Source organism: Roseomonas sp. USHLN139, from assembly GCF_037145735.1.
Lineage (GTDB): Bacteria > Pseudomonadota > Alphaproteobacteria > Acetobacterales > Acetobacteraceae > Pseudoroseomonas.
This window is the reverse complement of record NZ_JBBCWY010000017.1, coordinates 1-24,875: the sequence shown is the minus strand read 5'-3', so window position 1 is coordinate 24,875 and position 24,875 is coordinate 1. Positions and strand designations below refer to the sequence as shown.

Genomic DNA, 24,875 nt, shown 5'->3' with positions numbered 1-24,875 from the left:
CGGCGCCTCCTAGGCGGCCAGGCCGAAGTCGAGGGCGAGGTAATCGCGAAGCGTGGCGAGGACCGGGCTTTGCGCCGCAGCCAGCACATCGGTCGACAGGATGACGATCGCCGCCAGATCGCCCCGAAAGACCGACGACGGCACACCTGCCGGGAGGTTCCCGCATCCCAGGTAATTCGTCTGGTTGCGGATCGCCGAGAGGCCGGCTCGCGTCAGCACGGTCGGCGCGACCGCATCCCGCTTTGACTTCACCGTCCCCGCCGCGCCGTCGAAAGCGGCGATCGCGACATGGAAGATATCGGCCGACACGGCTCCCGCGCTGGCATTGTTGTCCCCGGCCACCAGGGCGGCGTTCTGCACCTGGTGCCGCAGCGCCAGTGTCGTCGGGTCCAGGTAGATGCGATGGTTGTCATTGGACGTCGTGGTCTGGCCGAAAATCGTCTGCACGGCGGCCGAAGCCGGCGATCGGAACACGAACAGGTTCGTGTAAGCCCCGGTCGGATGGTCGGCCAGGTATGTCAGGCCCTGCGCGCCGGAGAAGCGGGCTGCGGCTTTACCGAGGATCGCGTCGGCGATGACGGAAGGCCGCTGCGCGCTCGGCGCGTTGCCGAAATGCCGCCCGTTGCCCGATCGGTCGAGCAGCGTCTCGATGTTGCCGCTGCCGTCCAGCACCATGGCGCCTTCGCTGACCGTGTGCCAGCTCCACATGCCGGGCAATGCGGATATCTCAGCCGGATCGACCCGCCGGCGAGCCGTCCGGCGTGCGCCGGAGGCGTTCGGCCCGATGCCCAGCATGCTACCAGCCTGCGACGATGTTCGTGGCGGTGGTGCCCGTCGCAAGCACCCGCCGGGCGCGGAGCGGGAGCAGCGTGCCCGACACCACGTTGTAGAACGGCACCGCGACGCCGGACGCACCTTGAACGACGACGGTGCCGCCCCCTCCGATCCACAGCCCCCGGGGCCGGGTCGGCAAGTCGACCGTGTCCGAGGGCGTGACCGAGACGAAGTCGGTGAACGGGCTGTCCAGGCCGCTGGTACGGTCCTCGAAGAGATCGGGCATGGCTTGTGCTTCCGTTCGTTCAGATCGTCTTCGAGAAGGCGGTCTCGAAGTAGCCGGCGAGGAAGGCCAGGGTCTCGGCCTGAGACGGGTCCAGCAGGTCGACCGACATGACGATCATCTCGGCGCCGTCGCCCTTAAAGCCGCTCGCCGGTACGCCGGACGGGAAGTTGCCGCAGCCGTAGTAGTTGGTCAGACTGTTGATCGCCGTCAGCCCGGTCTTCGTCACCACGGCCACCGCCTGCGCATCGACCTTTGCTTTGACCGTGTTGGCCGCGCCGTTGAAGCTCGAAATCAGGATATGCCATTCGTCCGCGGCCGCGACCCCCGCATTGGCATTGGCATCGCCGGCCGCCAGCACGCCGTTCTGCGCCTGGTGATGGAACGCCAGGGTGTTCGGGTCGAGATAGGAGCGATGGTTGTTGTTCGACGAGGTCGTCTGCCCGAAGATCGTCCCCGTGGTGGTGGACGCCTGCGGCTTCACGACCAGGATATTCGTGTATGCACCGGTCGGATGGTCGCCCTGGTAGATCAGGCCCTGCAGACCAGCGAAGCGAGCCACGCCACGGCCATTGATCTGCTCGTCGACGAACGCCGGCCGCGCCGCGGCCGAGACGCCGCCCAGCGTCCGCCCATTGCCCGAGCGGTCGGCGACGGACTCGATATTGCTGCTGCTGTCGAGCGTCACAAAGCGGCGCTGCAGCGAATGCCAGCTCCACATACCGGGCAGCTTCGGGATATCCTCGCCGTAGTTCGGCGCGAAGACCAAGCGCGGGTCCGGCTCCGTCGGGACGATGTCGACTTTGAAGAGGCTCACGAGACGGTCTCCTGGAAGGTGACGAGCCAATTGGGAAGGGTGACGCGTGGCAGGGTGACGGCCGGGACCAGATTGTCGTCGCGGACGTTGCCCCAGGCGCCGGGCCGCTGGCCGTAGCCGCCGCCGATCGAGGTCCAGGCGTAGCTGAGGGTGCCCGGCGCAGCAGCGTCGAGTTCGATGGCGATGATACCCGCGGCGGCGTTGGTGATCGCCACGCTGACGATGTTCGCGCCGTCGTACTCGAAGCCGTAGTTGGCGCGCTGCGGCAGAGCGGTGGTGTCGAAGACGATGTTGCCGCCATAGGGGCGATTGAGCGTCAGGGTGATGGTGGTGCCAGAGCGGCTGACGCTGGTCGGCATGACCGGCTTCCAGCTGGTGTTGCCCAGCCGAACGACCTGATGCCAGCAGCGGGCCTGGTACTCGCCGAGGATGGCGTAGCCGATGGCGCGGAGGTGGACGCTGTCGGAGACGCCCAGGAAGTATTTCGGGCAGGCCAGATAGAAGCCGGGAAGGCTCTTGGCCGCCTCGTACTGTGCGATCTGTGCCGGCGTGCCCGGGCCTGCGTAGCTGCTGGCATTCAGCTGGTCGATGATCATCACGATCGACGGGTGCCCCGCCGGCAGCAGCGGAAGGCAGCGGCTGTTATAGGAGTCCTTCAGCTGCACCAGGCTGGCGAGGTAGGCCTCCTTCGTGGTGTAGGGGATATCAGCGCGCTCCTGCTCCCCCTGCGTCCACATGATGGCCGGCAGCTCCACTGCGCGGCCATAGTCCGAAGCAATAGCAATGGCTCGCGCCAGCTCGGCGACACCGTTCTCGAAAGGCTGGCTGCCGGACTGCAGCTGAGAGATCTTCCGCCCGCCCTGTCCGTGCGAGCGCCAGACCATGTCGGAGATGGAGCCGCCGCGCCGGGTAGCCTCATAGTGCAGCCGGGCCATCATCGAGGGGCCGGCCACCTGGCCGCGCAGCAGGTCCGTGTCGGTGTCGTCCTGCGCCGGCACGAAGTCGACGATCTTGCTGGTGTCCTGGATCGCGCCTTTCGCGCCGCGCAGCCCGGTGTTCAGCATGTAGCTGTAGGCGGTGTAAGGTGACGGGTTCAGCCAGAAACCTTCGCCGGCGGCGAAGTGCTCCTGCTCCATGCCGCCGATACTGAGCGACTGGCCGGCCTGCCAAATCAGGGTGATGACCGACGCCAGCGAAGCGGTGCCGAGACGGCGGCTGCCTCCGCTCCCGAAGTCTCGCCGGAACCGGCCGATTGTCTCCGGGCTGAGCGCCCCGATATCGACCAGACCGGTCCGCTTGTTCACCGCGACGCTACGGATCGGCGTTCCGTTCGGCATCGTCGCGCCGATCAGGTCGATATACCCGCCTTCGTCAGGCACCAGATTCGAAATGCGGACGCCGGACCCGTACAGATCCTCGGCCAGTCGCAGGAGCGACTCGGGCGCGAGCGCGCCCAGGTCGATCAGCCCCGTCCGCTTGCTGACGGCGACCGTGCGGACCGAGATGCCCGCGGCGGTGCGAAGGTCCAGCAGGTCGACATAGCCGCCCTCGTCCGCCACGGTCGTCGTGATGCGCAGACCCGAGCCATAGAGATCATGGCCCAGCCGGTCGAGGCTTTCCGTCTCCAGGGCGCCCAGGGCGCCGAGGCCGGTGCGCTTGTTGACCGCCAGAAACAGGATCTGCTTGCCGCTGACCGCCTTCGGCGCGATGACGTGGACATAGTCGTCATCCGTGGCGGTGGCCGACTTGTGGAAGTCGAGGCTGACTGCGCCGGCAAGCCGAAAGCCGCCCAGGCGCAGGTCGCCCGCCATCTGCTGCGAGCCGTCGAGCGGCAGCCGCTGACCGGCCGCGGTCGTCGCCGCCAGGACGGCGTCGAGGCCTACGAGGGACAGCGCCGGATTAGTCGAAGGGACCGTCGTCTCGACCGTGGCGCCCTTGACGTAAAGCACCGCGTTTCCGCCCGTCGCGACGAAGAACGATCGTCCCGTGGCGATATTGCCGTCTGCGAAGCCTTCCGCCGCGCTGAGCTTGGTGCCATATGCGGCCGCGCCGGCGATTAGGGATTGGACCTGCCCCTGCGCGGCCTGCGCCGCGGCGGCGGACCCGGCCGCGCTGGTCTTATTGGCCTCGGTCGCTTGGCGCGCAGTCTCCACCGCCTGTTGCGCCGCCGTGACGACTCCGGCGGCAGCCTGCACCTCGTCCTTGCGCTCGCCGGCCTGCCGCGCGGCTTCCTCCGCGGCACTCTTCCTCTGCTCTGCTGCCTCGGCCGCGTCGGTGGCTTCCTTCACCTTCGGCTGGACCGCGTCGAGAGCGGCGCCGCGAGCCAGCGTATCGAGGCCCGGCGTCAGAGTCGCAGGAATGGAATTGCCGACGATACCGGGCATCAGTGCGCCTCTTGTAGCCTGTCAGAAGACACGCCGGACGCGGCTGCGCCCGGCGTAGGCGACGGTTTAGGTCGCGCTGTGGCGGTACGCCTTCACTTCGGCGTTCGCGGTGATGTAGCGGCCATCGGACCGCATGTAGGCGAGGTAGCCGACCTGGGCGAACTCGGCATACCGCTCGCGCAGGACCATCATCTGCACGGACATGACGTCGCGGATCATGTACGAGCCGAAATTGCCGAACAGGATCGACTTCGCATTGGCCGCCGGGACGGGCATGTCCTGGTTGACGGTGATCGGCTTGCCGAACAGCGTGTCCGGCTCGCCGACCAGCACACCCTGCTGCCAGATATACCGGCCCTCGGCATCCTTCAGCTTGCGCAGACCGGCCAGGGTGGTGTCGTGCAGCATCCAGCGACCGTTGTTGCGGACGGCGGGGTCGATGCTGTGCTGCAGGTCGATCAGGCTGTCCGGGGCGACGGTCACCGTGGCGCCGGTGGCCCCCGTGGCGCCGACCGCGGCGCCGGTGACGACACCCTGCGGGCCGGCCGTGCCGGCGCCGGTGGTCATGTCGGCGTTCAGGCCACGCGCGAAGCGGGTCATCATGGCGTTGCGGATCAGCGCGTCGAAGTCGAAGGCGCTGTCCTGCAGCAGCTCGACGGACACCTTCAGGACGCCCGTGGCGTACTTGTAGGAGCCGATGTTGACCTGGCCGAACACCAGATCGTTGTCCGCCGTGATCTCGGCGTTCTCGCCGATGATGCGCGCACGGTTGGCGGTGTCGTCATTGGTCGGCCAGGGGATGGTCGTGCCGTTCGCGGTCGACAGCACGCGGGCCGCCTCGCGAACGCCGCCGAAGGCCTTGAGCGTCACCAGCATCTCGCGGGCGTATTCCGGGGCGATCGTATAGCCGCCGGCGCTGTTCGGCGTGGTCGCGGCGACGCCGTTGATGCCGCGCCCGGCCAGCCCGTCGCGGTAGTGCTGCTGGTCCTCGGGCGACAGGGTGCGGACCGCACCGCGCAGCACGGCGGTCAGGATGCGCTTCTCGCGGGCCATGGCCTCGGCCTGCTCGTCCGCCGAGCGGTTGTGCTGCTCCGCGGCGGCGCCGTGGATCTGCGCCAGCTCGGCGGCCTCGCGGTCGGCCGCCTCCAGGGCGGTGATCCGCGTCATCAGCTTGCTGGCCTCGGCCATCATAACTTCGGACTGGGCGAACGCCTCGTCGCCGGCGTCCTCGGCCGAGATCAGGGCGCGGGCGTCTTCGATCAGCTTGGCCCGCTGCGCGCGGAGCGCTTTGCTACGCATGTCGTTGTCCTCTGCTGCCGTGCAGCGGGTTGTGTATCTTGCCCGGATACAATACGGGCGAAGAATTCCGACCGTCTATTGCGACGGCAGCTCGGCTTCGGTCAGCAGCAGGCGCGCGAGCGCGCGGGCCTTCCGTTTGTCGTCCTTCGGCGGCTCGGCCGCGGGCGGCGCGATCACCGTCTCGGCGAAGCCCGCGGCCTTGGCCTCGTCGGCGGTGTACCAGGTCTCGGCCGCCATCGCCCCGACGATCTCGTCGACGGGCTTGCCGGTGCGCGCGGCATAGACCGCGGCCAGCTGCCCGTCGATCTTAGCCAGCACGCCGCCGACCTGCGCCAGGTCGTGCTCGTTCCCGCCGGTGATGGTCCAGGCCTTGTGGATCATGTACATGCTCGCGGACTGCATCGTCAGCTTGCCGGCCAGCGCGATCACGGACGCCATGGACGCGGCCAAGCCGTCGACCACGGTCTCGACGCCGGGCTTGTGCGCCAGCAGGGCATTGTACATGGCCAGGCCGTCGAAGACGTCGCCGCCGGGGCTGTTGATGCGGACACGCACCGGCTGGTCGCCGACGCTGGCCAGCGCCGCGGTGAAGTCGCTGGCGGTCACGCCCCAATAGCCGATCTCGTCGTACAGCAGGATCTCGGCCGGCTGGTCGGCCTTGGCGGCGCGCACCTCCAGCTTGCCCTTCGGGCCGGCCTCGTACAGGGCCAGCACCCGGCCCGAGTACCGCTTCTCACGCTTCATTGGTCTGCTTCCCTGCGGCGGGCGCCGGCGGCGTCCGGGATTCGCCGGCCTTGGCCAGCGGGATCATGGTCGAGTTGATCAGCGGCTGGTCGCCGCCCGGCACCGGCGGCCGGCGCTTTCGACGCCGCGCCTCGTTGGGCAGCAGCTGCGCCGAGAAAATCTCGATCTGCGCCACCTCGGCCGACGTCTTGGCATCCATCGCCAGCATCGCGTCGCGGTTGAACTCGCAGTAATCGACCGAGTCCGCGAAAAGCTTGGCGTTCAGCTCGGCCTCGATGCAGCACAGTACCTTGTTGAACCGGAACTTCAGGAAGGCGAGCGTCTTCTGCTCGACCCCGGTACCCCAATCGGTCTGGTCACTGGCGTCGATAAGATGCGGCGGCACGTCGAAATATTGGCAGATGATCTCCGCTTGCAGCTTCCGTTCGTCCAGCGTCGCCAGCTCCAGCGGCGTCATCTTGACCGCGGTGAACTTGCTGTCCTTGTCGACGTAGACGACCCGGCCCGCGTTGCGGCGCCCGGTGTTCGATCCGTCGAACTGCGCTTTCATCCGCTTGGCGCCTTCCGGCGTCAGGCTGGGCGGCAGCTCCACCACGCCGGACGGCCGCGTGGCGTTCTCGTGGGCGTGGCCGGCCTCCTGCGCGAAGGTGCGCGCCAGGGCGATCGCCTCCTGCGCGAAGGCGATTCGGGCGTCGCCTTTCAGCCCCTCGAACGACGGGCCGACGAAGTGCAGCATCTCGTCGTGCGGGATCGTCTCGGTCGAGCCGTCCTCCAGCTGGCACTGATACCAGCTGCGGTACTGGTGCCGCAGGATGGTTACGCGCCACGGCATAACCGGCTCCAGGCCCCGCACGCGGCCGGCCAGGTCGTACCGGATGATGGCGTAGGCGTTGCCCCACAGCATCAGATGCGTGCCGACCAGCTCGCGCCATGTGAAGGCGGTCATCGGCCGGCCGGGATAGATCACCCGATCCAGCAGGCGCGCCGCGACGCTGTCGCGCACGCGGTCCTGTCCGCCGTCGTCCTGGTCTCGATAGACGTTCAGCGGCAGCGAGGCGATCAGGCCCGAGATCAACCGCACGCAGGCATGCACCGTCGAGACCCGCATCGCGGTCCATTCGGTCACGGCCGGGCCGACCGCGTCGACATCACCCATGCCGGCCCAGCCTGTCAGCCAGGCGGCGGGGTTCGACAGGGACGTGCTCGGGTTCTCCAGCGACGCTGAAGCCGCGAAGGTCGGCTCGCGCCGTTCCGCTGTCGGCCGCGAGCTGAAGAGGGGCCAGGCCATAAGGCGCGCAATCCTGCTGTAGCTTGCCAAGATACTATCCTGTCGCCAGAGCAGACCGCCATTGCGGCGCGAATCGGCTTGCAAGCCTGTATCTTATAAAGCTACAACGTCGATGCCGGCGCAATGGCGCGACGGCCAAGAGGAGGCCGCCCGTGCTGCATCTGGCAGTTACCGACGAGCAAAAAGACGACCTGGTCCTGGCACTGACCATGGCCATGCGCGACCAGGATCTGCTGCTGCGCTACGGCCGGCCGACCGGGCCAGAGGCCGAGGAAGCGCGCGACCGCGCTGCCCGCTTCAGCCAGCTCCGCGCGCACATCACCAGCCGCCAGGGCTGACGCATCGGGCGCCGGGTCTCGGCCCGGCACTCCATGCGCCAGGGTGGCGCAGACGCATCGCAAGGCATCCGAACATGGCTCAGGCTCTCGCCGCGGGTGATTCCGTGGTCTATTCGCAGACCTTCCTCGACAACGTGGCGCGGCCGTGCGGCGCGCGGGTCGCCGACCTGCGGGGCCGGCTCGACCGGGTCGAGTACGGCTGGCTCGGGACCGTCGACTGGTCGGACGGCAAGCGCACGACCGTCAACCTCTCGAACCTGGAGCGGCACACACCGGCGCCGCAGCCGGGAACGATCGTCTGGGTGCCGGAAGGGTACGATGCCCGGCCAGACGGCTCGCTGATCCGGTTCATCCCGGCGGCGCGCCGCGGCAGCCCCGTCTTGGGCGTGCTGACCGGCCTGCTGGTCACCGCCGCCGCCGGCGCGCTCGGCTGGGCGATCTTCGGCTAGTCGAACAGCGCCGCATAGACGTCCTCGCGGTCGAAGACCGACACCGGCGCCACGGGCGCGCCGGTGTGCGAGGCGCCCATCGCCATCGTGACGGCCAGCAGCGGGTCGATACGGCCCGTGGCCTTCCGCTTGTCGAATCTCCGGTTGCCGCTCGGGTCGGCCGCGACGACGGCCGAGGCGTTCGCCCAGCGCAGCACCGGATTGCGCTGGATCGCCAGCTGGCCCTTGATGATGGCCTCTTCCAGCTGGCTGATCGAGCGCGGCATCCACAGGACCGTCTCGGAATTGAACCCGCTGTAGCCCTGGCCGTGCCGCACCAGGCGCAGGCCGATCTGCTGGTGCGCCTCGACCTCTCCGTCGTCGATCCAGGCGTCGAAGCCGATGTCGTCGCAGGCCCGCAGGAAGTCGTCCATCTGCGCGTTGTCGTATGCCAGGGCCTTCAGGTCGTGCCGGGCGGCCAGCTGCTGCACGAAGCGCGCCACATGCCCCTTGTCGATCAGCCGGCCGGCCGGGGCGAATAGCCACTCGGCGTCCTTCCAGGCGCGATACGGCACGTTGTCGGTGCGGGCGCGCTCGTCCATCGTGTCGCCGGGCGTCCAGGACCACGTCGCCACGGACCGCCGGCCGTCCGGGTGCAGCCAGACCGCCGCCAGGGCGGTCAGGTCGCGCTTGCTGGACAGATCCAGGCCCAGCCAGCACGGCAGGCCGATCAGCTCGTCCGGCTTGAAGTCGGCCTCGCACGCCTCGTAGGCGTCCCGGTCGATCCAAGGCGCCGCGGCGTCGGTCGGCTGGCAGAAGTTCAGCCGGCGGACGATCGCTTCCTTGCTCGGCATGCCCCGGGCCTGTGTGACCTGCTCGCGCAGATACTGCATGCCGAAGGTGTGGCCCAACGACGGGTTCGCCTTGGCCCAGCAGGACTCGTCTTTGAACGGGTCGTCGTCCTCGTCCAGGCCGGCCACGTAGCTGAAGAACGCGTCGTCCATCAGGTCGCCGCGGGCCACCTTGCCGGCATATTCCCGGTACTGCGCGCAGACGCTGGTCCGGTCGGCCTCGGCGTTCGTGATGGCGAACATCAGCGCCTGGCGCCGGCCCTTGGTGCCGGCCCGCAGCATCTCGACAGTCGTGTTGTCGCGATGCTCGTGGATCTCGTCCAGCAGCGCGCAGTGCGGCCGCGGCCCGCTCTGGCCGTCGCCGCTGGCGATGGTGCGGAAGAAACTACCCGTCTTCAGGTAGGCAAGGTTCCATTCCTTGCCATCGCCGCCCGACTTCTGCAGCCGGGCCGACAGCGCTGGCGACTGGTCAACCATGGCCACCGCGTCGCGGAAGAGGATCTGCGCCTGGTCCTTCTTGAACGCGGCAGCGTACACCTCGGCGCGCGGCTCGCCGTCCGACGTCAGGCAGTAGATGCCCACGCCGGCGGCCAGCGGCGACTTGCCGGACCCCTTCCCGGTCAGCACGAAAGCCATGCGGAACCGCCGGTAGCCGGTCGCCAAATTGACCCAGCCGAACAGCGAACCGACCACGAAGACCTGCCAGGGCAGCAGCTCGAACGGCGCGCCCTCGTGCTCGCCGCCGTTCAGCCGGAGCACCTTCGGGAAGAACGCAAGCGCCCGGTCGGCCTTCTCCCGGTCGAAGAACAGCCCTCGCTTGTGCCCGTCCGCCAGGTCGCGCAGATGCCGGGCGCATTCGCCGCGCACCAGCGGCCCGGCAGGCAGCTCGCCCGTGGTGACAGCCCTGGCGTAGAGGGTGACGGGGTGGTCAGGCGCACCTGCCAGGGTGGTCGTGGGGGCCTTGGCGCGGGATGCGCGGGGCTTGCGAGCCGGTTTCTCGGCGGTCATCCGAAGAACGCGTCCGCCTCGTCCGCCGGGCCTGCGTCGCCGCCCGTGACCTGCACCTTCGACCGCGCCGCCGGCGTGAGGCCGAAATGGCTCAGGTAAGCCATGACTCGCCGGTCTGCGTCGGCCACCAGCGCCACCTCCGGCCGCGTGCGGAGCATGTAGCCGCCCGTCGCCGACATCGTGGCGTAGGTCGTCACGCCGCCGGCGGCCACCGTCACGTCTGGCCCGCCGCCCGTGCCTCGGATGACGAACGGCTCGGCCAGGGCGGCGCGCGCCGCGTCGCGCTCGGCGTGCGCGTAGCAGAGCGCCAGGACGGCCGGGATGTCGGCCTCGGTCAGCACGCCCATGCGGTCCAGCCGCGGCACGTAGAGGCGCCAGGCGCGGGCCACGGCGTCCGGCAGGCCCGGCGGCGCGAGGCGCGGCGCCTTGCCCGGCTTCGGCTCGGCCGGATTGGCGCGCGATTTCCGCTCCGTCCCGGTGACCAGCTTCAGATGACTCGGCTTGCGGGGCCTTCCGGCCATGTCAATTGCGTTCCTCTAGAAACTTCTGCCATTTCGGTTCGGTGCATTCCGAGGAGCACCGCTCGGTTTGGCCCTCAATCCGGCAATCCTTTTGACCCTCCCCGGGGCGCCGGCCCGCCGAGACGTGCCCCGCCCGGCGCCGCTGGAGGCCGCCCAGGGCGGTCCGGAGGGATGGACGAGGCCGCATGCCGCTCAGCCGCCCGAGCCGCTGGCGGGCTTCCCTGGCGCTCTGTTCCACCTGTGCTGAGGGTCGGCTGGGCGCCCGTCGACCGAGGCGCCTGGGATGCGGGGGGCATTGCCGAAGGCGCCGTCCTGCCGCGCCGTCTTGCGGCTGTGGCAGCTATGGCAGAGCGCCTGCAGGTTCGAGGGGTCGAGCGGCGCGCCGCCCTTCCGCATCGCCAACTTGTGGTCGACGTGGCCTGCCCGCTTGCTGCAGCCGAACGCCTCGCAGACCGGAGTGCTGCGAAGCTTGGCGCGGCGCGCGTCCCGCCATGCGGCGGTCTGGTAGAAGGGATTGCCCGGCATGCCTGGACCCTACAGGCCGAGCGGGTGCGTGGGCTATTGCGATGTAGCGGTTTAAGATACCGCTGGGTTTGCCGGATAATGCGGGTTTCTGCCCCGCCTACCCTATAGCGATTCTCTTTTACGAATATACGACATCACATACCGTATCTATCTAAATGAGAATCGCTCTCTAGGGGGTAAGGAGAAAACCAGCGAAAGCCTGCATACCCAGCGGATCGGGCTTGAAACGGGTCGTATATGTATCTTACATAGATACTCAGGAGACCGAATCATGCCTCTGACCTGCGTATCTTGCGGTAAAGCGTGCCACCATAAAGCCACGAGGCCGGCATGCACGGCGTGCCGGGACCAGCAGGCGCCGCCTGGCGCACGGGACCGGCAGCGGCGGCGGCGTGCGGCGGCGCACCGGAAATGGCAGGACGCGGCACCCGTCCCTCTCGACCCGCTGCGCGCTGAGCAGGCGCGCGCCCGGGCCAGGGCGTACCATGAGAAGCGGAAGACTGACCCGCTGTACCGTGCGAAGAAGGCCGAAACCGCCCGCCTCTGGCGCGAGGCCCGTGAACTGGAAAGGATGCTGGGCTGATGGAACAGAGACAGGCGATCGAGTGGCGGACCTGCGAGGCCTGCGGCTTCACCAGCACCAGCCGAGGCAGCCCGACCGTCATGTGGTGCGACGGATGCCGTGACACCGTCCCGAAGCGGCCGGCCGGTAATTGCCTGCGCTGCCCGGACGAACACAAGCTGACGCCCGCCTGCCCGCATTGCGGCGGCCGGTTCGGGCTGGGCTGATGGCTCGCGCACCGGCCCCGCCCTGCGTGCCTGAGCCAGGCTTGGCTGCCCGCCTGGCTGAAGCCGAGGCCGTGCTGCGCTTCTATGCGGACCGCGCTTCCTACTGCGCTACAGGCGGCTATGCTCGGCCGATCGACCGGGATCTCGGCCGCAGGGCGGCGCAGTATCTCGGGACAGACCGCTGCCCGTTCGAGGCCGCAGCGGAGGAACGCGACCTGGAGAGGATGCTGCGATGACCAAGCCCGAGGATCTGCGCAGTCCGGAGGCCCGGGCGGCCTACCTGTACGACGTGCGGCGCGAAGGCGACCCGGCGGCGATCGCCGAGGCCGAGCGGATCGTCGCGGCGGCGATCCAGATGTACACGCTGCCGCCGCTACCGCCGGGGCCGCTGACCTCGCGCGAGACCTACATCCTGACCGTCTGTGGCGGGGAGACGTGGCGCGCGCCGGCGCTCTTAGAGCAGCAGGCGGGCATCACTGCCGGCGAAATCGCTGCCCTTCTGGAGCGCGGGCTGCTGGAGCGTCACGAGGCCTGGAACGGCGTCCGCACGGCCACCGCCGGCCAAGCCTGGGCGGACTTCCAGACTCGCTAGTCTGACCGGCGCGGCGTCCAGGCAGACCGGAGAGCGGACCGGTCTGCCTCCATGTGGTCAGTAGTGATAGCGGCACTGCGCGATGATTATGCGCTGGTCCGTACCTGCCTTGCCTTCGACGCGGTAAACTAGGCGATGCTCCTGTGTGATCCGCCGGGACCACCAGCCGGAAAAATCCCCTTTCAGCGCCTCTGGCTTGCCAATGCCAGAGAAAGGGGTCCGCCGGACTGCCTCAATCAGTTCGTTGACCTTGTTCAGCGTATCAAGGTCGGTGGCTTGCCAGTGCCGGTAGTCTTCCCAGCCCTGCTCTAGAAAGTAGACTCTCACTCGGGCAGTGCGTGTTCAAGCTTCAGCTCGTGCAGCTCCCCCGCGCCCTGCTCGTAATCGCGGATCGTGCCGAGCAGGCGCGCCGCATTGCGCGGGCTCCTGAGCAGATGCACCGTCTCCTGCCAGCCTTCAAACTCGCTTTCCGACATCATCACCACATTGGGCTTGCCGGCCGAGCGCGTGATGATGACCGGGGCTCGGCTCTCGACCGCCTCGTCGAGGTAGCGAGCGAGGTTCTGGCGCAGATTGGTGTACGACACGTGGGACATGGTCAGCTCCTAACAGCGTACAGGTTCCTGTACGCTTATTAGTGTGCGGAATTATCGGACACAAGGATTATGTTCCGGCTGCGCGGTTAATTCCCCGAGAGAGGTTAATTCCGGGTTTGAGGTTAATTCCGCATCAGCCCAGCAGCCGCTCGAACTCCAGCACGTTGCTGCCTTCCGGCCGGGCCGCCGGGGAGGCGCCGTCCAGCGTCCACATCGCCACCCCCGTCCGATTGAGGCCGGCGCGTCGGACTGTCAGTCCGCCCGTGGGCACGTCTCGCTGCGCCATCAGCCAGCGGCCGAGCCGCCGGGAGTTGATCGTCCCTCCGGCGCCGGCGACATCCATCAGGGCTTCCCGCAGGTCGGACCGCTGGGCAGACCGCTCGATCAGCTGGGCGGTCGTGACGTCGTCCGCTCCGAACGCTTCGGCCCAGGACGAGACAACCGCCAAGCGCTCGTTCCGCCGCGGGTCGTTCTCCCGGGCGGTGCCCATGCTGTCGACCGGGTCGGCCTGGCCGAGCCAGACCAGCGCGCCGCGCACCAGGTCAGACCAAGCCTCGTAGCTGCCCAGGGCGCGAGGCAGACCCGGTCGGCCTGCCAGCACGTAGGCCCGCAGCACGGTCAGACCTGCCACCACGAAGCGGCCGCGGTCGGCCATCACCAAGTCGGCCGGCGCCGCAGCGAACTGGCGCTTCTCGGGCTGCTCCATCTTGGCGTCGAGCCGGCAGAGCAGCGTGCGGCGGGTCAGGTCGGCCGCCACGGTCAGGTTGTTGCCGTTCGCCAGCACCATCTGGTTCGCCTGGACCGTGACCTCGGTCGACCCGCCAAGCGGCCGCACCTTCAGCTCGGTCTGGGTCAGGATCACCGCCAGCTTGGCCCCCGACAGCTCGCCCTCGATGTTGTCCAGCACCAGCACCGGCGCGCCGGCGAGCAGCGCAGAGTCCAGCACCTTGGCGTTCTCGGTCTCGTCGTCCCGGCGCCACGGCGCGCCGGCGGCCTTCCGGCCGGTCGAGATCAGGGTCGCCAAATCCAGCAGGTAGGACTTGCCGGTGCCCGGGGTTGGCGCGGTCAGACCGTGCATGGGCGCCGTGGGCAGACCGCGTCGGACCAGGCTGGTCAGGATCATCGACAGGGCGACCGCCCGGTCGACCGGGCCGACGAAGGGGAACTCGTCCAGCAGGCCGTCCAGCAGCGCCAGGGCAGACTGCGCGTCCGCCTGGGTCGGACTGGCCGGCACCGGCGGGAAGCTCAGGCCCTGGTGGTCCAGCAGAAGCCCGGTCTGTTCGTCGTAGCCCGGCCGGTCCAGGACCGAGCCGTCCGGGCGCAGCGTTGGCGCGTAGACCACGCCAGCCAGCACCGGCAGCCGCCAGCCGATGCCGGCGCGCGCCAGGTAGGTCCGGGCGACGGCGATCGGCGGTCCGACCCGCACCCATTCCTCTTCGCGGGCGTCCCAGCGCTCCCAGATGGCGGTCCGACCCAGCACCTCCTGCAGTCCGACCTCGCCCAGCGGGACGACGGCCAGCGAAACGCCGCTCTTGCCGCCCGGGTGCCGGATGCGCGCCAGGCCCGCCCGGACGACCTCGCCGCCGCGCTGGTAGACCAGCTCGTGCGACGCCAGCAGCGAGGCCTCGGCCAGGTTGACCATGCCGGTCAGGTCGTCGGCCCGGATCTGGATCGTCGGGCGCGGCGGCGGTCCGACCGGGGCGGACCCGTCGTCGAACTCGCTGCCGCCGGTGGACGGCTCGTAGGGCGTGGCCTTGGCCAGCGCGCCGGCCAGGGCGGACTCCATCTCGCCGGGGTTCGGCGGGCGGACCGCGGTCGCGCAGGCGTCGGCCAGGGCGGTGCTGGTCTCGGCCTCGTCGAGGTGGCCCGACAGGATGAAGGGCGCGACCATGTAGGTCGCCCGCAGCAGCACGGGGTGCGTATCCCCGCCGGTCATACCGAGCAGCAGGTCGCAGGCAGACCGCAGGGTGTCGGACGCCCGCTCGTCCGGCCCGGCGTCCGGCCGGTGGATGACCTGCGGCGCGGCGACCGGCTCCAGGCGGATCGGGTAGGTCTCGGGCAGACCGACCGCCTGGTCGATCGTGCGCTCGCCCTCGACCAGCAGCACCGTGTGCGAGGCCGACCCGGTATGACCGATGTAGTAGGCCTGGGACAGCGTGAAGGATTCCCGGGCCAGGACGCCGCCCAGCAGGGCGTTGACCCGGGCGGTCAGACTGGCGCGCAGCTCGGGGCCGACCGGGGCAGACGTCGGGCAGACCACGCGCCAGCGCGGCAGGTCGGCGAGGTGCGACGGGCTGGTATAGAACAGGGCCGTGATGCCGGCGCCGCGCAGGATCGCCGCGGCGTCCTCCATCGGCATGTCCATGGCGTCATAGTCGGCCTCGATGCCGGTGATGGCCGTGACGTTGGCATTGTGGCGCAGGCTGCCCTTGGGCGTCCGGCGGTCGCCGAAGACCGCCAGCTTGATCCAGGGCAGGTCTGCCTTGGCCGCGGCCCGGGTAGACCGGGCCATCTCGGCGATATCGGCCAGGGTCATGTCGCGCTGAACGGCGCGGGCCGCGGCCTGGCTGTCGAAGAAGGTGACGATCACAGCCTGCCGGCCTCCACATCCGCCCGGGCTTTCCGGGCCTTGCGCACCACGCCTCGATAGCTGGCGCGGCGGTTCTTTTCGGCGTCCGGGCCAAGGAAGCCGGACGTCTCGTGCTGCAGCAGGGCGTCGACCACGGCGAACAGGCGCTCGGCCCGGGCCATGGCCTTCGCCGCGTCCGACATCCACGACAGGTAAAGCCGGCGCGCTTCCAGCGCCTCGGCGCGCAGTCGCTCGATCTCCGCGGCCGCGGCGTGCTGGATCGGCGAGGCCTGGTGCCGGCGGACGAACTCGGTGGGATTGGACGGCTCGTCGCCGCCGGCCGGGCCGAGACCGTCGGTGATCGGGATCCGGTAGACGCCGCGCAGCCGGTCGACCAGGGTCGCCGGGTCTGCGGTTTCGGGATGGATGATCACCGGTCGGACTCCAGGGCAGGCGAGGCAGACTGACACGGCCCGGGGTCCGACTGCGATTGCGCGGCGTGTTTCAGCGCGGCCCGGTTCGCCATGCCCTCGGCGATCTGCAGGAAGTAGCCCGGGGCCACCGGCTCGAGGATCGCCGCGGCCTCGCGCAGCCGGCCGTCCGGCAGCAGGCCGGTATCGTGCCAAGCCAGCAGCTCGCGGCAGACGGCCGGCAGGTTCGCCTCGAGGGCCACCCGCGCGGCGTCTACGGCCTGGACGTAGGAGAGGGCCGGCCGGGCCTCAGCCATGGACCTTGTCTCGCTCGGCAAGCAGGGCGTCGGCCTGCAGATAGGCGACCTCGGCCATGCGCTGCATGTGCTCCGGTTCCGGCCAATCCGACGCGGCGGTCAGCGAGGCATACATCCCCGCAATGATCTGGCCGGCGAGCCGATCCCGCAGCGCCCGGTCCGGCCCGGCCTGTATGCGCCGGACCGCTTCCGCCGCGCTGGACAGGCAGACGTTGTGCGCCTCTCGGTACAGCCGGGCGGCCTGCAGCGTGCAGCCGGCCAAAGCAAGCCGCTGGATCTCGGCCTCTGTCTCGGCGGTCATGCCCGGCCGCCCCGGCCATACGGCGCGGCGAGGGCCGGCGACATGCTGGTCTGGCGCGTCGGGGCAATGCCGGCCGGCGAGCACAGGGCGTCGACGACCGCGGCATACGGGTCGCGCTTCGGCCGGGGCGTGACCTTGACGCGGCAGGCGAGCCGGTTAGGCCCGGTGTCGATTGCGGCGAGCCGTGCCTGACGACGGGACGGCCACGGGCTGGCAGTGAATTGCGACCCGTCCGGGCGCTGGTACACGTTGACCCAGAACGGCTTAGACATGGCTGACGCTCGCGGGCAGGGCGAGCGTCATGCTGCGGTGCCAGTCGTCGAACCGGCGGGCCCAGATCTTTCCGTTCTGCCCCTGGTAAACCACGGTCTTCGGATAGCGGGGCTCGTCGAACTCGTTCGCGATGCAGAGCACCGCGTAGAGCTGGCCATTTCGATGCTGCCAAGTTGAGCCCGGTTCGGGATGCTTCAGGGATTCAGACATGGCGGGCGGTCTCCTTCTTCGCGGTGATCAGGGTCACGGCGCCGGGCAGGCGGGGCATGGCGAGCAGCGCCGCTTCGTGCGCCTCAGGGCGGTTCCAGGCCTCGACCAGGCAGGACCAAGCCCGCCGGCGGCCGCTGGGCAGCGTGAAGGCGACCCGGACCCGGAACAGAGCGAACTGGCGGGGCATCGAGGCGTCTCCTGCTGTCCCGCCAGTTGTATCTTATTGGGCAACACTCAGGCAAGCGGAGTCCTTCATAGAGGGATCGAATCGCCTCCTGTCTTGCTCTCGGCGACACGCCTGCGCCGGCGGGCCGGCCGTGATACCCTCGGGCATGGATACCGCCATAGTCCTCGGCATCGCCTGCCTGCTGTTCCTCGCCGTCCGCCTCGCCCGTCAGCGCCGGCTCGCCCTTGTCGGGCTGGTCGTGCTGGGCATCCTCGCTCTGGCCGCCCTGCTGCCGCAGCAGCACGGCACGGGCGACACCAGGGCTGAGAAAATGCAGGCGTGCCGCGTCCTGGGCGGCACGCTGGAGCAGTGCCGGGCCGCCGTCAGCCCTTAAGGTAGCGATCGGCGGCCGAGCTGTCCGCGGCCAGCGGGCAGTCGCCCAGCCAGTCCGGCTTGCGCTGCATCACCAGGGCGACCAGGCGCGCCGCCTCGTCGGCGGTCTCGGCCATGTAGTGCGGCACCAAGCAGCCGGCCTCGTCGTGGACGGTCAGCACCGGGAACATGTCCTCGTCGGCCAGCTGCAGCAGCGCATAGGCCATCACGTCACGCGCCGTGGCCTGGGTCAGCACGGCCGCCCAGATCCCGCCATAGGCCGCGAACTCGGTCCAGCGCGTGGTCTTCGGGTCCTCGGCCCGGAAGATCACGGTCAGTCGGTCCTCGCCCCACGGCGTCTGGCGGTAGGTCAGGCGCGGCCACCAGTGGAAGATGCAGTGGCCGGACGGCAGGCGCAGCAGCAGCGCCTTGGCGTTCCGCTTGAACCCCACGCCCTTGTCGCCGACCGGGAACAGCCGGCCGTCCGGCGGGGCCTGCATGCAGGCGATCGCCGCGCGCTCCAGGTCGGACCACAGTCGGACCACCTCGGGATTCGATTCCCGCCAGGCCGTCTTGATGGTCTCGGCCTCGGCCTCGGCGATCTTCAGCTTGTAGATCTTGGCGAAGGCCATGAAGGCGCCCTTGCCGCCGCCGTAGCCGCAGGCCAGTTCCGACACCTTGCCCGTCTGGCGCTGGTCGTCCGTCACGCTGGCCGCGTCACAGCCGGCGATCTTGCCCGCGGCGACCCGGTACAGGTCCGGGCCTTTCCGCTTCGGCTTGCCCTTGGCATCCGTGCCGGTGATCGTGTCGTAGTCCCGGAACGCCTGGACCTTCCACTCGGCGCCAGCCAGCCAGGGCAGGATGCGGGCCTCGATCTGGCTGTAATCGCCCCGGGCGAACCAGTGATCCGGCTCGGCGATGATGATCGGCCGCAGCAGCTCGGCCGCCAGCACCATCGCCGGACCGTACAGATCCTCGGCCAGCTCCAGGCACAGGCCGGCGATCAGCTCGGCGATGGCCTCGGGGATGTTCTTCACGGACCCGCCCCGGGGCAGATTCTGCAGCTGCAGGCCGCGCGAGCTAAACCGGCTGGTGCCGCTGGCGCCGCAGTAGACGAAGCAGCCCTTCACGGTGCCGTCCGAGGACAGGCGCTCCCGGATCGTCCGGTACTTCGCCGTCGACGACTTGCCGTTGTCCTGCCGGATGCGCAGCACGTCGCGCACCAGCGGCGGCAGGTCTTCCCGTTCCAGCAGCGCAGCCAGCGCGGCCTTGCCGATGCCGTCCTCGCCCAGGTTGTCGTCGGCGTCGTATTCCTGCAGCCAGCGCGTGATCGCGCCGTGGTCGCTGACGCGCAGCACGCGGCCATTCGTCAGCCGGGCCAAGCGCTGGTTGACCGCCGCCTCGGCCTCGGCGACCAGCTGCGTCACGGCGTCCAGCAGCGCCAGGTCGATCCGGACGCCGCGGTCGTTCATGCGCTCGGTCTGCAGCCATACCCCGCGCTCCATGCCGTACAGCTCGGGCAGCAGGCCGTCGATGGCGTGCTCGACCTCGACGTCGATCGCGCAGTAGGCGGACAGCCGGGCGACGCTGTCAGGGTCTTCCAGCCATTCCGGCGGGCCGGCGGCGTGCTCGGCCTTCGCCGCGGCGAACTCGTCGGGCGTCTCGTCGCGGCGCTTGCGGCGGAAGGGCAGGGGCTTGCACATGCGCAGCATCAGCGCCTTGCCGTCCTTGTCCTTCTGCACGGCCAGGCCTAGCGCGGCGCCGGCGCCGTCCAGCGACCGAGGCAGTCCGAAGCACGCGGCCCGGGCGGCGGTGCAGTTCCAGCGTTCCAGCGGGATCGGGCGGCGGACACCGAGGCGCCGGCCCGGCGGGCCGTTCAGCATCGTGCGCTCGAAGCCGGCATTGTGCGCGACGACGGTCACGGCGGGATTGTCGAGCAGGTCCAGCAGTTCGTCAGGAAATCGAGTCGCCTGCAGGAACGTCCACTCGCGCAGCGGGCCGTTGTCGAGTTTCCAGCGTGCGACAATAATCCGAGTCGATTCGTCTTCGCTGTAGACGTAGACTCCGGTCTTCGTCAGGTCGACGCGGCTGCGCGTCTCCAGATCGAGATGCAGCCTCATGCCGCACCGGCCTTGCCGTGCTCAGCCATATCTTCGCGGACGCCGTGAAAGGTGCGCTCGCGGCCAGGTGTCGCGAAGCCGGTCGGCAAGCCGTCGTCGCAGCGCTGCAGATCGTCCCGGCACGCGGTGCAGTGCCGGACGCCGAAATGCGGGCTGTCGAACACGGTCGGGCAGCGCATGCACTTGCGCCGGCGCGCTTCGCCGGGTTTTCCGGCGCGCTCAGCCGGCTTGTGCAGCAGCTTCCAGCGATAGGACACGCACCAGCCAGACGGGCGGCCGAGGCGGTGGGCAATTTCGCGCCACGTCAGGCCCTGCGCGTGTAAATCGCAGATCGCCTTATCGTCGGCAGCGGTGAACGGACGGGATGCCATGCGGACCTCCATGGGTCCGCATGTATCTTATTAGGATACAGCGGGCAACGTTTATCGCCGAGCGCGACGCGGTTTCGTCAGGTAGTCGTACAGCGGCAGGGCCGGGTGATCCGGGTAAAGCTCTTTGAACTGCTGTATGATCTGCAGATAGTGATGCAAAGAAATATTGATTGAGCCTGACTCGATCTTACTGACCGCGTCTCGATTCCAGTTAAATATATCCGCAACTTCCTGCTGCGTCATACCTGCGCCTTCGCGCATTTCTCTTAAGTCTTGGCCGGCCTTCTGCAGAAACAGCTTTGCGAAGTCGTCCACTTTCTTGCGCATGTACAGTAGCCTTTCTGATATGACTCGGTTTGTAGCCCAACAAGCTACACTTGAACAGAGGAACCTTAAAAAGGGCCTTGCAGGCCTCAGGGAAACCCTCGTCACCGTTGCGTGTTGTAGCGTATCAAGATACAAGATCAGACATGACCGCGCTCAAACAGTGGCTCGCCAGCCGCAACCTTCCGGCCAAGTGGCTCGCGACCGAGCTGCAGTGCCATCGTGTCACCGCGCACCGGTATATCCGGGCGGAAGATATGCCGCGGCCCGCCCGGGTCGCCCGTATCGAGCAGATCACCGAGGGCGCTGTCGGCGCCGCTCAGCTTCAGCTGGACTACCAGGCGCGCAGGGCCGCCTCGTGAGCGGCCGCCTGCTCTGCGGAGATTGCACGGAAGTCATGCTGGATCTGGCGCTGGCCGGCGAGCAGGTTGACGCGGTGATCACCGACCCGCCGTATCACCTGACCAGCGTGGTCAAGCGGTTCGGCAAGGAAGGCGCGGCGCCGGCGAAGCACGGCACGGACGGCCTGTTCGCGCGCCAGTCGCGCGGCTTCATGGGCAAGGAATGGGACGGCGGCGACATCGCCTTCCAGCCCGAGACCTGGCGCCTGGCCTTCGACCTGCTGAAGCCGGGCGGGCACCTGCTGGCCTTCGGCGGCTCGCGGACCTATCACCGGATGGCCGTGGCGATCGAGGACGCCGGCTTCGAGCTGCGCGACACCGTCATGTGGCTGTACGGGACCGGCTTCCCGAAGTCGCACGATGTGTCGAAGGGCATCGACAAGATGCTTGGCGCCGAGCGGGAGAAGGTAGCGCCGAAAAGCGTCATCGGCCACCAGCGGAACATCGGCAACGTCCGGCCGTATATGCTGGACCCGAATCATATGACGGTCAGCGACGAGCCGGCGTCGCCCGAGGCCGCCCAATGGCAGGGCTGGGGCACGGCCCTGAAGCCCGCGTTCGAGCCGATCATCGTCGCCCGCAAGCCGCTGGCCGGCACCGTGGCGGCGAACGTCCTGGCGCACGGGACCGGCGCGCTGAACATCGACGCATGTCGGGTCCAGGGCGAGGACAACCCTGTCAAATGGGACAAGCCTCGAGGCGGCATCTGGACGACCGACAGCGCCGCGACCGGAACCCTGGTCGAGAACCCCGCCGGCCGCTGGCCGGCGAACGTCATCCACGACGGCAGCGAGCAGGTCGAGGCGGCGTTTCCGGGCGAGGCTGCCCGGTTCTTCTACTCGGCCAAGGCCAGCAAGGCCGACCGCGCCGACAGCAAGCACCCGACCGTCAAGCCTCTGGCCCTGATGCGCTACCTGTGCCGGCTGGTGACGCCGCCGGGCGGCACGGTGCTGGACCCGTTCAGCGGCAGCGGCACGACGCTGCAGGCCGCCATGGAGTGCGGCTTCAACGCCATCGCCATCGAGCGCGAGCCGGAATACCAAGCCGATATCCGGCGCCGGATTGACGCGCTCGAACTCGAATCCCTCTGTGCCTGAGGTGTATCCTATGGAGATACAAGAGCCCCGCTGGGGCTGGTGGGCGAAGGGGCCGGTGTTCATCCCGCTCCCGAAGCGCCCGCTGATCGACGCCGGCTTCACGCAGCCGCCGTTCACCGTGACGCGCCCGGACGGGATGGTCCTGCGTGTCGTCGAGGAAACGGCCGAGTGCCCGTACAAGGTGGCGACCGATGCCCCGGCATGAACCCGAGATCATCGGCCAGCGGACGCAGCAGATCGCCGAAATCCTGCTGCCCCTCGATATAGGCGAGATGCTGTACATCCTCGGCTTCCTGGCCGGCAAAGTGCTGACCGACGTGCCTGATGACAAGCGCGCCGCCGCGACAGGCGCCCTCGCCCAGGCGATCGAGGCCGGCCGCCGGTGAATCTCCGGCCGTACCAGGTCAGCGCGGACTCCCGTATCGACCGGCAGTTCGCCGGCGGCGCGCGGCGCGTGCTGGCCGTGCTGCCGACCGGCGGTGGCAAGACTGTGATCTTTGCCAGCCGCGCGCTGCGCAGCCCGGGCCGCGTGCTGATCCTGGCGCACCGCAAGGAACTGATCCGGCAGGCGGTCAGCAAGATCCCCGGCTCGTCCATCTACCCGGGCCGGGACGCCGGTCGGATCGTGGTCGGCAGCGTGCAGACGCTGGCGCGCCGCCTGGACCGACTGCCTCGGTTCGACGACATCATCGTCGACGAGGCGCACCACACCGTGGCCGGCCAGTTCCGGCAGCTGCTGGACAGCCAGCCGCAGGCTCGCGTGCTGGGCGTCACCGCCACGCCGGAGCGCCTGGACGGCAAGGGCCTGGGCGACTTCTACGAAGCCATGGTCCTCGGCCCGTCCGTGCAGGAGCTGCAGGCGCTGGGCTACCTGTCGCCGGTCGAGGTGTACGCTCCGGCCGCGCCGCCGGACGTCCAGGCCCTGCACACCTTAGCCGGCGACTTCAACCCGCGCGAACTGAATACGCTGATGGACACGCCGTCCGTCACCGGCGACGCGGTCGACCATTACCAGTGGTATTGCCCGGGCAAGCCGACCATCGGCTTCTGCGTCTCGGTCGAGCACGCCAGGGCGACCGCGGCCGCCTTCCGTGCCGCCGGCTGGCGTGCCGTGGCCGTCGCCGGCGACGACCCGGCCGAGCACCGCGACGGCGCCCTGGCCGGCCTGGCGGCGGGCACGGTCGAGCTGGTCTTCAGCTGCAGCCTGATCGACGAGGGTCTGGATATCCCGGCCGTCTCGTGCGTGATCGACCTGGCGCCGACCAAGTCCCTCGGCCGCTGGCTGCAGCGGGTCGGCCGCGGCATGCGCCCTGCGCCGGGCAAGCGGCACATGTGGCTGCTGGATCACGCGGGCAACACGCTGCGCCACGGCATGCCGGACGAGCCGCGCCCGTGGAGCCTGACCGGCCGCGAGCGGCGCTCGATCACCGTGCCGGCTACCCGGCAGTGCCCGGACTGCTTCGCCATCCACCGGCCGGCCGCGTGCTGCCCGGGCTGCGGCTTCGACTACGAGGCGGCGCGCGTCGCGGCCGAGCGCCGGGAGATCGAGCGCCGGGAGGGCGAGCTGGCGCGGCTGACGCCGGAGGACCGCCGGCTGCAGATGCTGCGCAGCGCGCCGCTGGCCGAGCTGACCGCCGGCGCGACCTTCGAGCAGTTGCAGGAGATCGCCGCCGCGCGCGGCTACAGCCCGGGCTGGGTCCGGGTCCAGACGAAGTTCCGGCGCGGCGGCCTGCCGGCGCCCCGGACCAGCGGAGAGGAATTCGCATGACCGGCAAGGCCGAGGCCGTCATCCAGGCGGAATGTCTGCTGGCGGTCGGCTCACATCCCGACGTCCGGCTGTTCCGCAACCACGTCGGGAAAGGCTGGACGGGCCAGGAGGCCCGCATGCCCGGCCTGCCGCCAGGCGCCGTCCTGCTGCTCCAGGCGCGGCGCGCGACCTTCGGCCTGTGCCCCGGATCGTCCGACGCTATCGGCTGGCGCACGGTCACGGTGACGCCAGACATGGTCGGCCAGCGCGTGGCGGTGTTCGCCGCGCCGGAGTTCAAGACGCTGGCCGGCAAGCCCCGCGAGGACCAGCAGCGATTCATCGCCGCGGTGCAGCGCGCCGGCGGATTCGCCGGGATCGCTCGAAACGCGCACGACATGGAAAAGTTGCTTCTTCTGCCTTAAATCCGTTGCCGCGTGTTGCGTATTAAGATACAGCTTTCATTGTCGCAAGACAGTCATCCCGAGGAAATCCGATGCTTCACACGCAGGTCAGCTTTCAGATCCAGACCGCGGACGACGCGGTGCGCGCGACGCGCATCATGGCCGCGATCCAGGCCGAGTATGACGGCCCCGAAGCCGACGTGGTCGACACCGCCCTGCCGCCGGCCGTGATGCCGGAGACGGTCAAGCCCCGCCAGCAGCGCCAGTCCCGCCGCAGCGCGCCGGTCGACCCGGTCGAGGCATACAACGCCAAGGCTGCCGAGCAGAACGTCGCCCCGATCGAGCCGCAGTCCGACCCGGCGCTCGTCCAGGCGGACCAGCCGACCGTCCAGTCCGACCCGGCCCCGCAGTCGGACCAGCCGGCCCAGCAGTCCGACCCGACGCCGCCCCAGGCCGACCAGGCGGCCGCCCCGTCCGACCAGCCCGCGCCGCCGGCGAACCGTGACGAGCAGTTGGCCGCCGTTCGCGCCATGGCCAAGGCCAAGGGCGCCGCGTGGCT

General features: G+C 69.3%; 35 protein-coding genes. 13 read left to right on the top strand and 22 right to left on the bottom strand.

The window, feature by feature from the left end; genetic code table 11:
- Window positions 1-9: 9 nt before the first annotated feature.
- The 7 genes from WFI16_RS25325 to WFI16_RS25295 form a co-directional block, all read right to left on the bottom strand.
- Window positions 10-795 carry a hypothetical protein gene (locus tag WFI16_RS25325; RefSeq protein ID WP_419900645.1) on the bottom strand — a complete coding sequence of 262 codons (786 nt, stop codon included), beginning with the start codon at window positions 793-795 and terminating at the stop codon, window positions 10-12.
- Window position 796: 1 nt separating this feature from the next.
- Window positions 797-1,060 carry a spike base protein, RCAP_Rcc01079 family gene (locus WFI16_RS25320; protein WP_419900644.1) on the bottom strand — a complete coding sequence of 88 codons (264 nt, stop codon included), beginning with the start codon at window positions 1,058-1,060 and terminating at the stop codon, window positions 797-799.
- Window positions 1,061-1,079: 19 nt separating this feature from the next.
- The gene (locus tag WFI16_RS25315) at window positions 1,080-1,874 is read right to left on the bottom strand and encodes a hypothetical protein (protein WP_419900643.1); all 795 of its coding nucleotides are present in this window, start codon (window positions 1,872-1,874) and stop codon (window positions 1,080-1,082) included.
- Window positions 1,871-4,258: a cell envelope integrity protein TolA gene (locus WFI16_RS25310; RefSeq protein WP_419900642.1), complete on the bottom strand. Its 2,388-nt coding sequence runs from the start codon at window positions 4,256-4,258 to the stop codon at window positions 1,871-1,873. Before WFI16_RS25310 ends, WFI16_RS25315 begins: the two co-directional genes overlap by 4 nt.
- Before the next feature lie 66 nt (window positions 4,259-4,324).
- Window positions 4,325-5,557, bottom strand: coding sequence for a phage major capsid protein (locus tag WFI16_RS25305; protein ID WP_419900641.1), 1,233 nt, complete (start codon window positions 5,555-5,557; stop codon window positions 4,325-4,327).
- A 75-nt stretch (window positions 5,558-5,632) separates the two neighbouring features.
- Entirely contained in the window at window positions 5,633-6,301 is a 669-nt protein-coding gene (locus WFI16_RS25300) for a head maturation protease, ClpP-related (protein ID WP_419900640.1), read from the bottom strand.
- A complete protein-coding gene (locus WFI16_RS25295) occupies window positions 6,291-7,619 on the bottom strand; it encodes a phage portal protein (RefSeq protein ID WP_419900639.1) in 1,329 nt (442 codons plus the stop codon). The genes WFI16_RS25300 and WFI16_RS25295 overlap by 11 nt, the downstream gene beginning before the upstream one ends.
- A gap of 122 nt (window positions 7,620-7,741) precedes the next feature.
- Here WFI16_RS25295 and WFI16_RS25290 point away from each other — a divergent pair, with 122 nt between their 5' ends.
- Both WFI16_RS25290 and WFI16_RS25285 read left to right on the top strand, forming a co-directional pair.
- Window positions 7,742-7,927: a hypothetical protein gene (locus WFI16_RS25290; RefSeq protein WP_419900638.1), complete on the top strand. Its 186-nt coding sequence runs from the start codon at window positions 7,742-7,744 to the stop codon at window positions 7,925-7,927.
- A gap of 74 nt (window positions 7,928-8,001) precedes the next feature.
- Window positions 8,002-8,376, top strand: a complete 375-nt coding sequence (locus WFI16_RS25285) for a hypothetical protein (RefSeq protein ID WP_419900637.1) — start codon at window positions 8,002-8,004, stop codon at window positions 8,374-8,376.
- Here WFI16_RS25285 and WFI16_RS25280 read toward each other — a convergent pair.
- From WFI16_RS25280 to WFI16_RS25270, 3 genes are all read right to left on the bottom strand, one after another.
- Complete coding sequence (locus tag WFI16_RS25280; protein ID WP_419900636.1) at window positions 8,373-10,214, bottom strand: terminase large subunit; 1,842 nt, start codon at window positions 10,212-10,214, stop codon at window positions 8,373-8,375. The genes WFI16_RS25285 and WFI16_RS25280 overlap by 4 nt on opposite strands.
- Window positions 10,211-10,735: a P27 family phage terminase small subunit gene (locus tag WFI16_RS25275; protein ID WP_419900635.1), complete on the bottom strand. Its 525-nt coding sequence runs from the start codon at window positions 10,733-10,735 to the stop codon at window positions 10,211-10,213. The genes WFI16_RS25280 and WFI16_RS25275 overlap by 4 nt, the downstream gene beginning before the upstream one ends.
- Window positions 10,736-10,927: 192 nt before the next feature.
- Window positions 10,928-11,260, bottom strand: coding sequence for an HNH endonuclease (locus WFI16_RS25270; RefSeq protein ID WP_419900634.1), 333 nt, complete (start codon window positions 11,258-11,260; stop codon window positions 10,928-10,930).
- A 582-nt stretch (window positions 11,261-11,842) separates the two neighbouring features.
- Here WFI16_RS25270 and WFI16_RS25265 point away from each other — a divergent pair.
- Genes WFI16_RS25265 through WFI16_RS25255 form a run of 3 tightly spaced genes read left to right on the top strand, consistent with a single transcriptional unit; the run spans window position 11,843 to window position 12,641 of the window.
- Window positions 11,843-12,049 carry a hypothetical protein gene (locus WFI16_RS25265; protein WP_419900633.1) on the top strand — a complete coding sequence of 69 codons (207 nt, stop codon included), beginning with the start codon at window positions 11,843-11,845 and terminating at the stop codon, window positions 12,047-12,049.
- Window positions 12,050-12,090: 41 nt separating this feature from the next.
- Entirely contained in the window at window positions 12,091-12,285 is a 195-nt protein-coding gene (locus tag WFI16_RS25260; RefSeq protein ID WP_419900632.1) for a hypothetical protein, read from the top strand.
- The gene (locus WFI16_RS25255; protein ID WP_419900631.1) at window positions 12,282-12,641 is read left to right on the top strand and encodes a hypothetical protein; all 360 of its coding nucleotides are present in this window, start codon (window positions 12,282-12,284) and stop codon (window positions 12,639-12,641) included. Before WFI16_RS25260 ends, WFI16_RS25255 begins: the two co-directional genes overlap by 4 nt.
- 57 nt (window positions 12,642-12,698) lie before the next feature.
- Here WFI16_RS25255 and WFI16_RS25250 read toward each other — a convergent pair whose 3' ends face one another.
- From WFI16_RS25250 to WFI16_RS25210, 9 genes are all read right to left on the bottom strand, one after another.
- On the bottom strand, window positions 12,699-12,968 hold the full coding sequence (locus WFI16_RS25250) for a Txe/YoeB family addiction module toxin (protein WP_419900630.1): 270 nt from the start codon (window positions 12,966-12,968) through the stop codon (window positions 12,699-12,701).
- Window positions 12,965-13,237, bottom strand: a complete 273-nt coding sequence (locus WFI16_RS25245) for a type II toxin-antitoxin system Phd/YefM family antitoxin (protein ID WP_419900629.1) — start codon at window positions 13,235-13,237, stop codon at window positions 12,965-12,967. Before WFI16_RS25245 ends, WFI16_RS25250 begins: the two co-directional genes overlap by 4 nt.
- Before the next feature lie 133 nt (window positions 13,238-13,370).
- A complete protein-coding gene (locus WFI16_RS25240; RefSeq protein ID WP_419900628.1) occupies window positions 13,371-15,827 on the bottom strand; it encodes a hypothetical protein in 2,457 nt (818 codons plus the stop codon).
- Entirely contained in the window at window positions 15,824-16,240 is a 417-nt protein-coding gene (locus WFI16_RS25235) for a hypothetical protein (protein WP_419900627.1), read from the bottom strand. Before WFI16_RS25235 ends, WFI16_RS25240 begins: the two co-directional genes overlap by 4 nt.
- A complete protein-coding gene (locus WFI16_RS25230; protein WP_419900626.1) occupies window positions 16,237-16,533 on the bottom strand; it encodes a hypothetical protein in 297 nt (98 codons plus the stop codon). Before WFI16_RS25230 ends, WFI16_RS25235 begins: the two co-directional genes overlap by 4 nt.
- Window positions 16,526-16,834: a hypothetical protein gene (locus tag WFI16_RS25225; protein WP_419900625.1), complete on the bottom strand. Its 309-nt coding sequence runs from the start codon at window positions 16,832-16,834 to the stop codon at window positions 16,526-16,528. The genes WFI16_RS25230 and WFI16_RS25225 overlap by 8 nt, the downstream gene beginning before the upstream one ends.
- Complete coding sequence (locus tag WFI16_RS25220; RefSeq protein WP_419900624.1) at window positions 16,831-17,106, bottom strand: hypothetical protein; 276 nt, start codon at window positions 17,104-17,106, stop codon at window positions 16,831-16,833. The genes WFI16_RS25225 and WFI16_RS25220 overlap by 4 nt, the downstream gene beginning before the upstream one ends.
- A complete protein-coding gene (locus tag WFI16_RS25215; protein ID WP_419900623.1) occupies window positions 17,099-17,317 on the bottom strand; it encodes a DUF1653 domain-containing protein in 219 nt (72 codons plus the stop codon). Before WFI16_RS25215 ends, WFI16_RS25220 begins: the two co-directional genes overlap by 8 nt.
- Window positions 17,310-17,504, bottom strand: a complete 195-nt coding sequence (locus WFI16_RS25210) for a hypothetical protein (RefSeq protein WP_419900622.1) — start codon at window positions 17,502-17,504, stop codon at window positions 17,310-17,312. Before WFI16_RS25210 ends, WFI16_RS25215 begins: the two co-directional genes overlap by 8 nt.
- A gap of 145 nt (window positions 17,505-17,649) precedes the next feature.
- Between WFI16_RS25210 and WFI16_RS25205 the strand changes: the two genes are divergently transcribed.
- Complete coding sequence (locus WFI16_RS25205) at window positions 17,650-17,877, top strand: hypothetical protein (protein WP_419900621.1); 228 nt, start codon at window positions 17,650-17,652, stop codon at window positions 17,875-17,877.
- Here the strand turns inward: WFI16_RS25205 and WFI16_RS25200 are convergent.
- The 3 genes from WFI16_RS25200 to WFI16_RS25190 are packed head-to-tail and all read right to left on the bottom strand — an operon-like array spanning window position 17,867 to window position 20,673.
- Entirely contained in the window at window positions 17,867-19,975 is a 2,109-nt protein-coding gene (locus tag WFI16_RS25200; protein ID WP_419900620.1) for a DNA polymerase, read from the bottom strand. The two genes, WFI16_RS25205 and WFI16_RS25200, sit on opposite strands and share 11 nt — an antisense overlap.
- Window positions 19,972-20,358 carry a hypothetical protein gene (locus WFI16_RS25195; RefSeq protein ID WP_419900619.1) on the bottom strand — a complete coding sequence of 129 codons (387 nt, stop codon included), beginning with the start codon at window positions 20,356-20,358 and terminating at the stop codon, window positions 19,972-19,974. Before WFI16_RS25195 ends, WFI16_RS25200 begins: the two co-directional genes overlap by 4 nt.
- 39 nt (window positions 20,359-20,397) lie before the next feature.
- Window positions 20,398-20,673, bottom strand: coding sequence for a helix-turn-helix domain-containing protein (locus WFI16_RS25190; RefSeq protein ID WP_419900618.1), 276 nt, complete (start codon window positions 20,671-20,673; stop codon window positions 20,398-20,400).
- A gap of 143 nt (window positions 20,674-20,816) precedes the next feature.
- Between WFI16_RS25190 and WFI16_RS25185 the strand changes: the two genes are divergently transcribed.
- The 7 genes from WFI16_RS25185 to WFI16_RS25155 all read left to right on the top strand — a co-directional run.
- On the top strand, window positions 20,817-21,032 hold the full coding sequence (locus WFI16_RS25185; RefSeq protein WP_419900617.1) for a hypothetical protein: 216 nt from the start codon (window positions 20,817-20,819) through the stop codon (window positions 21,030-21,032).
- Between the two features lie 35 nt (window positions 21,033-21,067).
- On the top strand, window positions 21,068-22,168 hold the full coding sequence (locus tag WFI16_RS25180; protein ID WP_419900616.1) for a DNA-methyltransferase: 1,101 nt from the start codon (window positions 21,068-21,070) through the stop codon (window positions 22,166-22,168).
- A gap of 55 nt (window positions 22,169-22,223) precedes the next feature.
- Entirely contained in the window at window positions 22,224-22,373 is a 150-nt protein-coding gene (locus WFI16_RS25175; RefSeq protein ID WP_419900615.1) for a hypothetical protein, read from the top strand.
- Window positions 22,360-22,554 (top strand): hypothetical protein, encoded by a 195-nt coding sequence (locus tag WFI16_RS25170; protein WP_419900614.1) that lies wholly within the window; start codon window positions 22,360-22,362, stop codon window positions 22,552-22,554. The genes WFI16_RS25175 and WFI16_RS25170 overlap by 14 nt, the downstream gene beginning before the upstream one ends.
- Window positions 22,551-23,936: a DEAD/DEAH box helicase gene (locus WFI16_RS25165; RefSeq protein ID WP_419900613.1), complete on the top strand. Its 1,386-nt coding sequence runs from the start codon at window positions 22,551-22,553 to the stop codon at window positions 23,934-23,936. Before WFI16_RS25170 ends, WFI16_RS25165 begins: the two co-directional genes overlap by 4 nt.
- On the top strand, window positions 23,933-24,337 hold the full coding sequence (locus WFI16_RS25160) for a hypothetical protein (RefSeq protein ID WP_419900612.1): 405 nt from the start codon (window positions 23,933-23,935) through the stop codon (window positions 24,335-24,337). Before WFI16_RS25165 ends, WFI16_RS25160 begins: the two co-directional genes overlap by 4 nt.
- Window positions 24,338-24,408: 71 nt before the next feature.
- A partial coding sequence (locus WFI16_RS25155) for a hypothetical protein (RefSeq protein ID WP_442970740.1) occupies window positions 24,409-24,875 on the top strand: 467 nt, incomplete at its 3' end.

Excerpts from the sequence above, each read along its gene's own strand:
- WFI16_RS25325 (WP_419900645.1), bottom strand. The coding sequence starts at position 795 with ATGCTGGGCATCGGGCCGAACGCCTCCGGCGCACGCCGGACGGCTCGC.
- WFI16_RS25320 (WP_419900644.1), bottom strand. The coding sequence starts at position 1,060 with ATGCCCGATCTCTTCGAGGACCGTACCAGCGGCCTGGACAGCCCGTTC.
- WFI16_RS25310 (WP_419900642.1), bottom strand. The coding sequence starts at position 4,258 with ATGCCCGGTATCGTCGGCAATTCCATTCCTGCGACTCTGACGCCGGGC.
- WFI16_RS25305 (WP_419900641.1), bottom strand. The coding sequence starts at position 5,557 with ATGCGTAGCAAAGCGCTCCGCGCGCAGCGGGCCAAGCTGATCGAAGAC.
- WFI16_RS25300 (WP_419900640.1), bottom strand. The coding sequence starts at position 6,301 with ATGAAGCGTGAGAAGCGGTACTCGGGCCGGGTGCTGGCCCTGTACGAG.
- WFI16_RS25285 (WP_419900637.1), top strand. The coding sequence starts at position 8,002 with ATGGCTCAGGCTCTCGCCGCGGGTGATTCCGTGGTCTATTCGCAGACC.
- WFI16_RS25280 (WP_419900636.1), bottom strand. The coding sequence starts at position 10,214 with ATGACCGCCGAGAAACCGGCTCGCAAGCCCCGCGCATCCCGCGCCAAG.
- WFI16_RS25275 (WP_419900635.1), bottom strand. The coding sequence starts at position 10,735 with ATGGCCGGAAGGCCCCGCAAGCCGAGTCATCTGAAGCTGGTCACCGGG.
- WFI16_RS25270 (WP_419900634.1), bottom strand. The coding sequence starts at position 11,260 with ATGCCGGGCAATCCCTTCTACCAGACCGCCGCATGGCGGGACGCGCGC.
- WFI16_RS25265 (WP_419900633.1), top strand. The coding sequence starts at position 11,843 with ATGGAACAGAGACAGGCGATCGAGTGGCGGACCTGCGAGGCCTGCGGC.
- WFI16_RS25255 (WP_419900631.1), top strand. The coding sequence starts at position 12,282 with ATGACCAAGCCCGAGGATCTGCGCAGTCCGGAGGCCCGGGCGGCCTAC.
- WFI16_RS25245 (WP_419900629.1), bottom strand. The coding sequence starts at position 13,237 with ATGTCCCACGTGTCGTACACCAATCTGCGCCAGAACCTCGCTCGCTAC.
- WFI16_RS25230 (WP_419900626.1), bottom strand. The coding sequence starts at position 16,533 with ATGGCTGAGGCCCGGCCGGCCCTCTCCTACGTCCAGGCCGTAGACGCC.
- WFI16_RS25225 (WP_419900625.1), bottom strand. The coding sequence starts at position 16,834 with ATGACCGCCGAGACAGAGGCCGAGATCCAGCGGCTTGCTTTGGCCGGC.
- WFI16_RS25220 (WP_419900624.1), bottom strand. The coding sequence starts at position 17,106 with ATGTCTAAGCCGTTCTGGGTCAACGTGTACCAGCGCCCGGACGGGTCG.
- WFI16_RS25215 (WP_419900623.1), bottom strand. The coding sequence starts at position 17,317 with ATGTCTGAATCCCTGAAGCATCCCGAACCGGGCTCAACTTGGCAGCAT.
- WFI16_RS25210 (WP_419900622.1), bottom strand. The coding sequence starts at position 17,504 with ATGCCCCGCCAGTTCGCTCTGTTCCGGGTCCGGGTCGCCTTCACGCTG.
- WFI16_RS25205 (WP_419900621.1), top strand. The coding sequence starts at position 17,650 with ATGGATACCGCCATAGTCCTCGGCATCGCCTGCCTGCTGTTCCTCGCC.
- WFI16_RS25200 (WP_419900620.1), bottom strand. The coding sequence starts at position 19,975 with ATGAGGCTGCATCTCGATCTGGAGACGCGCAGCCGCGTCGACCTGACG.
- WFI16_RS25195 (WP_419900619.1), bottom strand. The coding sequence starts at position 20,358 with ATGGAGGTCCGCATGGCATCCCGTCCGTTCACCGCTGCCGACGATAAG.
- WFI16_RS25190 (WP_419900618.1), bottom strand. The coding sequence starts at position 20,673 with ATGCGCAAGAAAGTGGACGACTTCGCAAAGCTGTTTCTGCAGAAGGCC.
- WFI16_RS25185 (WP_419900617.1), top strand. The coding sequence starts at position 20,817 with ATGACCGCGCTCAAACAGTGGCTCGCCAGCCGCAACCTTCCGGCCAAG.
- WFI16_RS25180 (WP_419900616.1), top strand. The coding sequence starts at position 21,068 with ATGCTGGATCTGGCGCTGGCCGGCGAGCAGGTTGACGCGGTGATCACC.
- WFI16_RS25170 (WP_419900614.1), top strand. The coding sequence starts at position 22,360 with ATGCCCCGGCATGAACCCGAGATCATCGGCCAGCGGACGCAGCAGATC.
- WFI16_RS25160 (WP_419900612.1), top strand. The coding sequence starts at position 23,933 with ATGACCGGCAAGGCCGAGGCCGTCATCCAGGCGGAATGTCTGCTGGCG.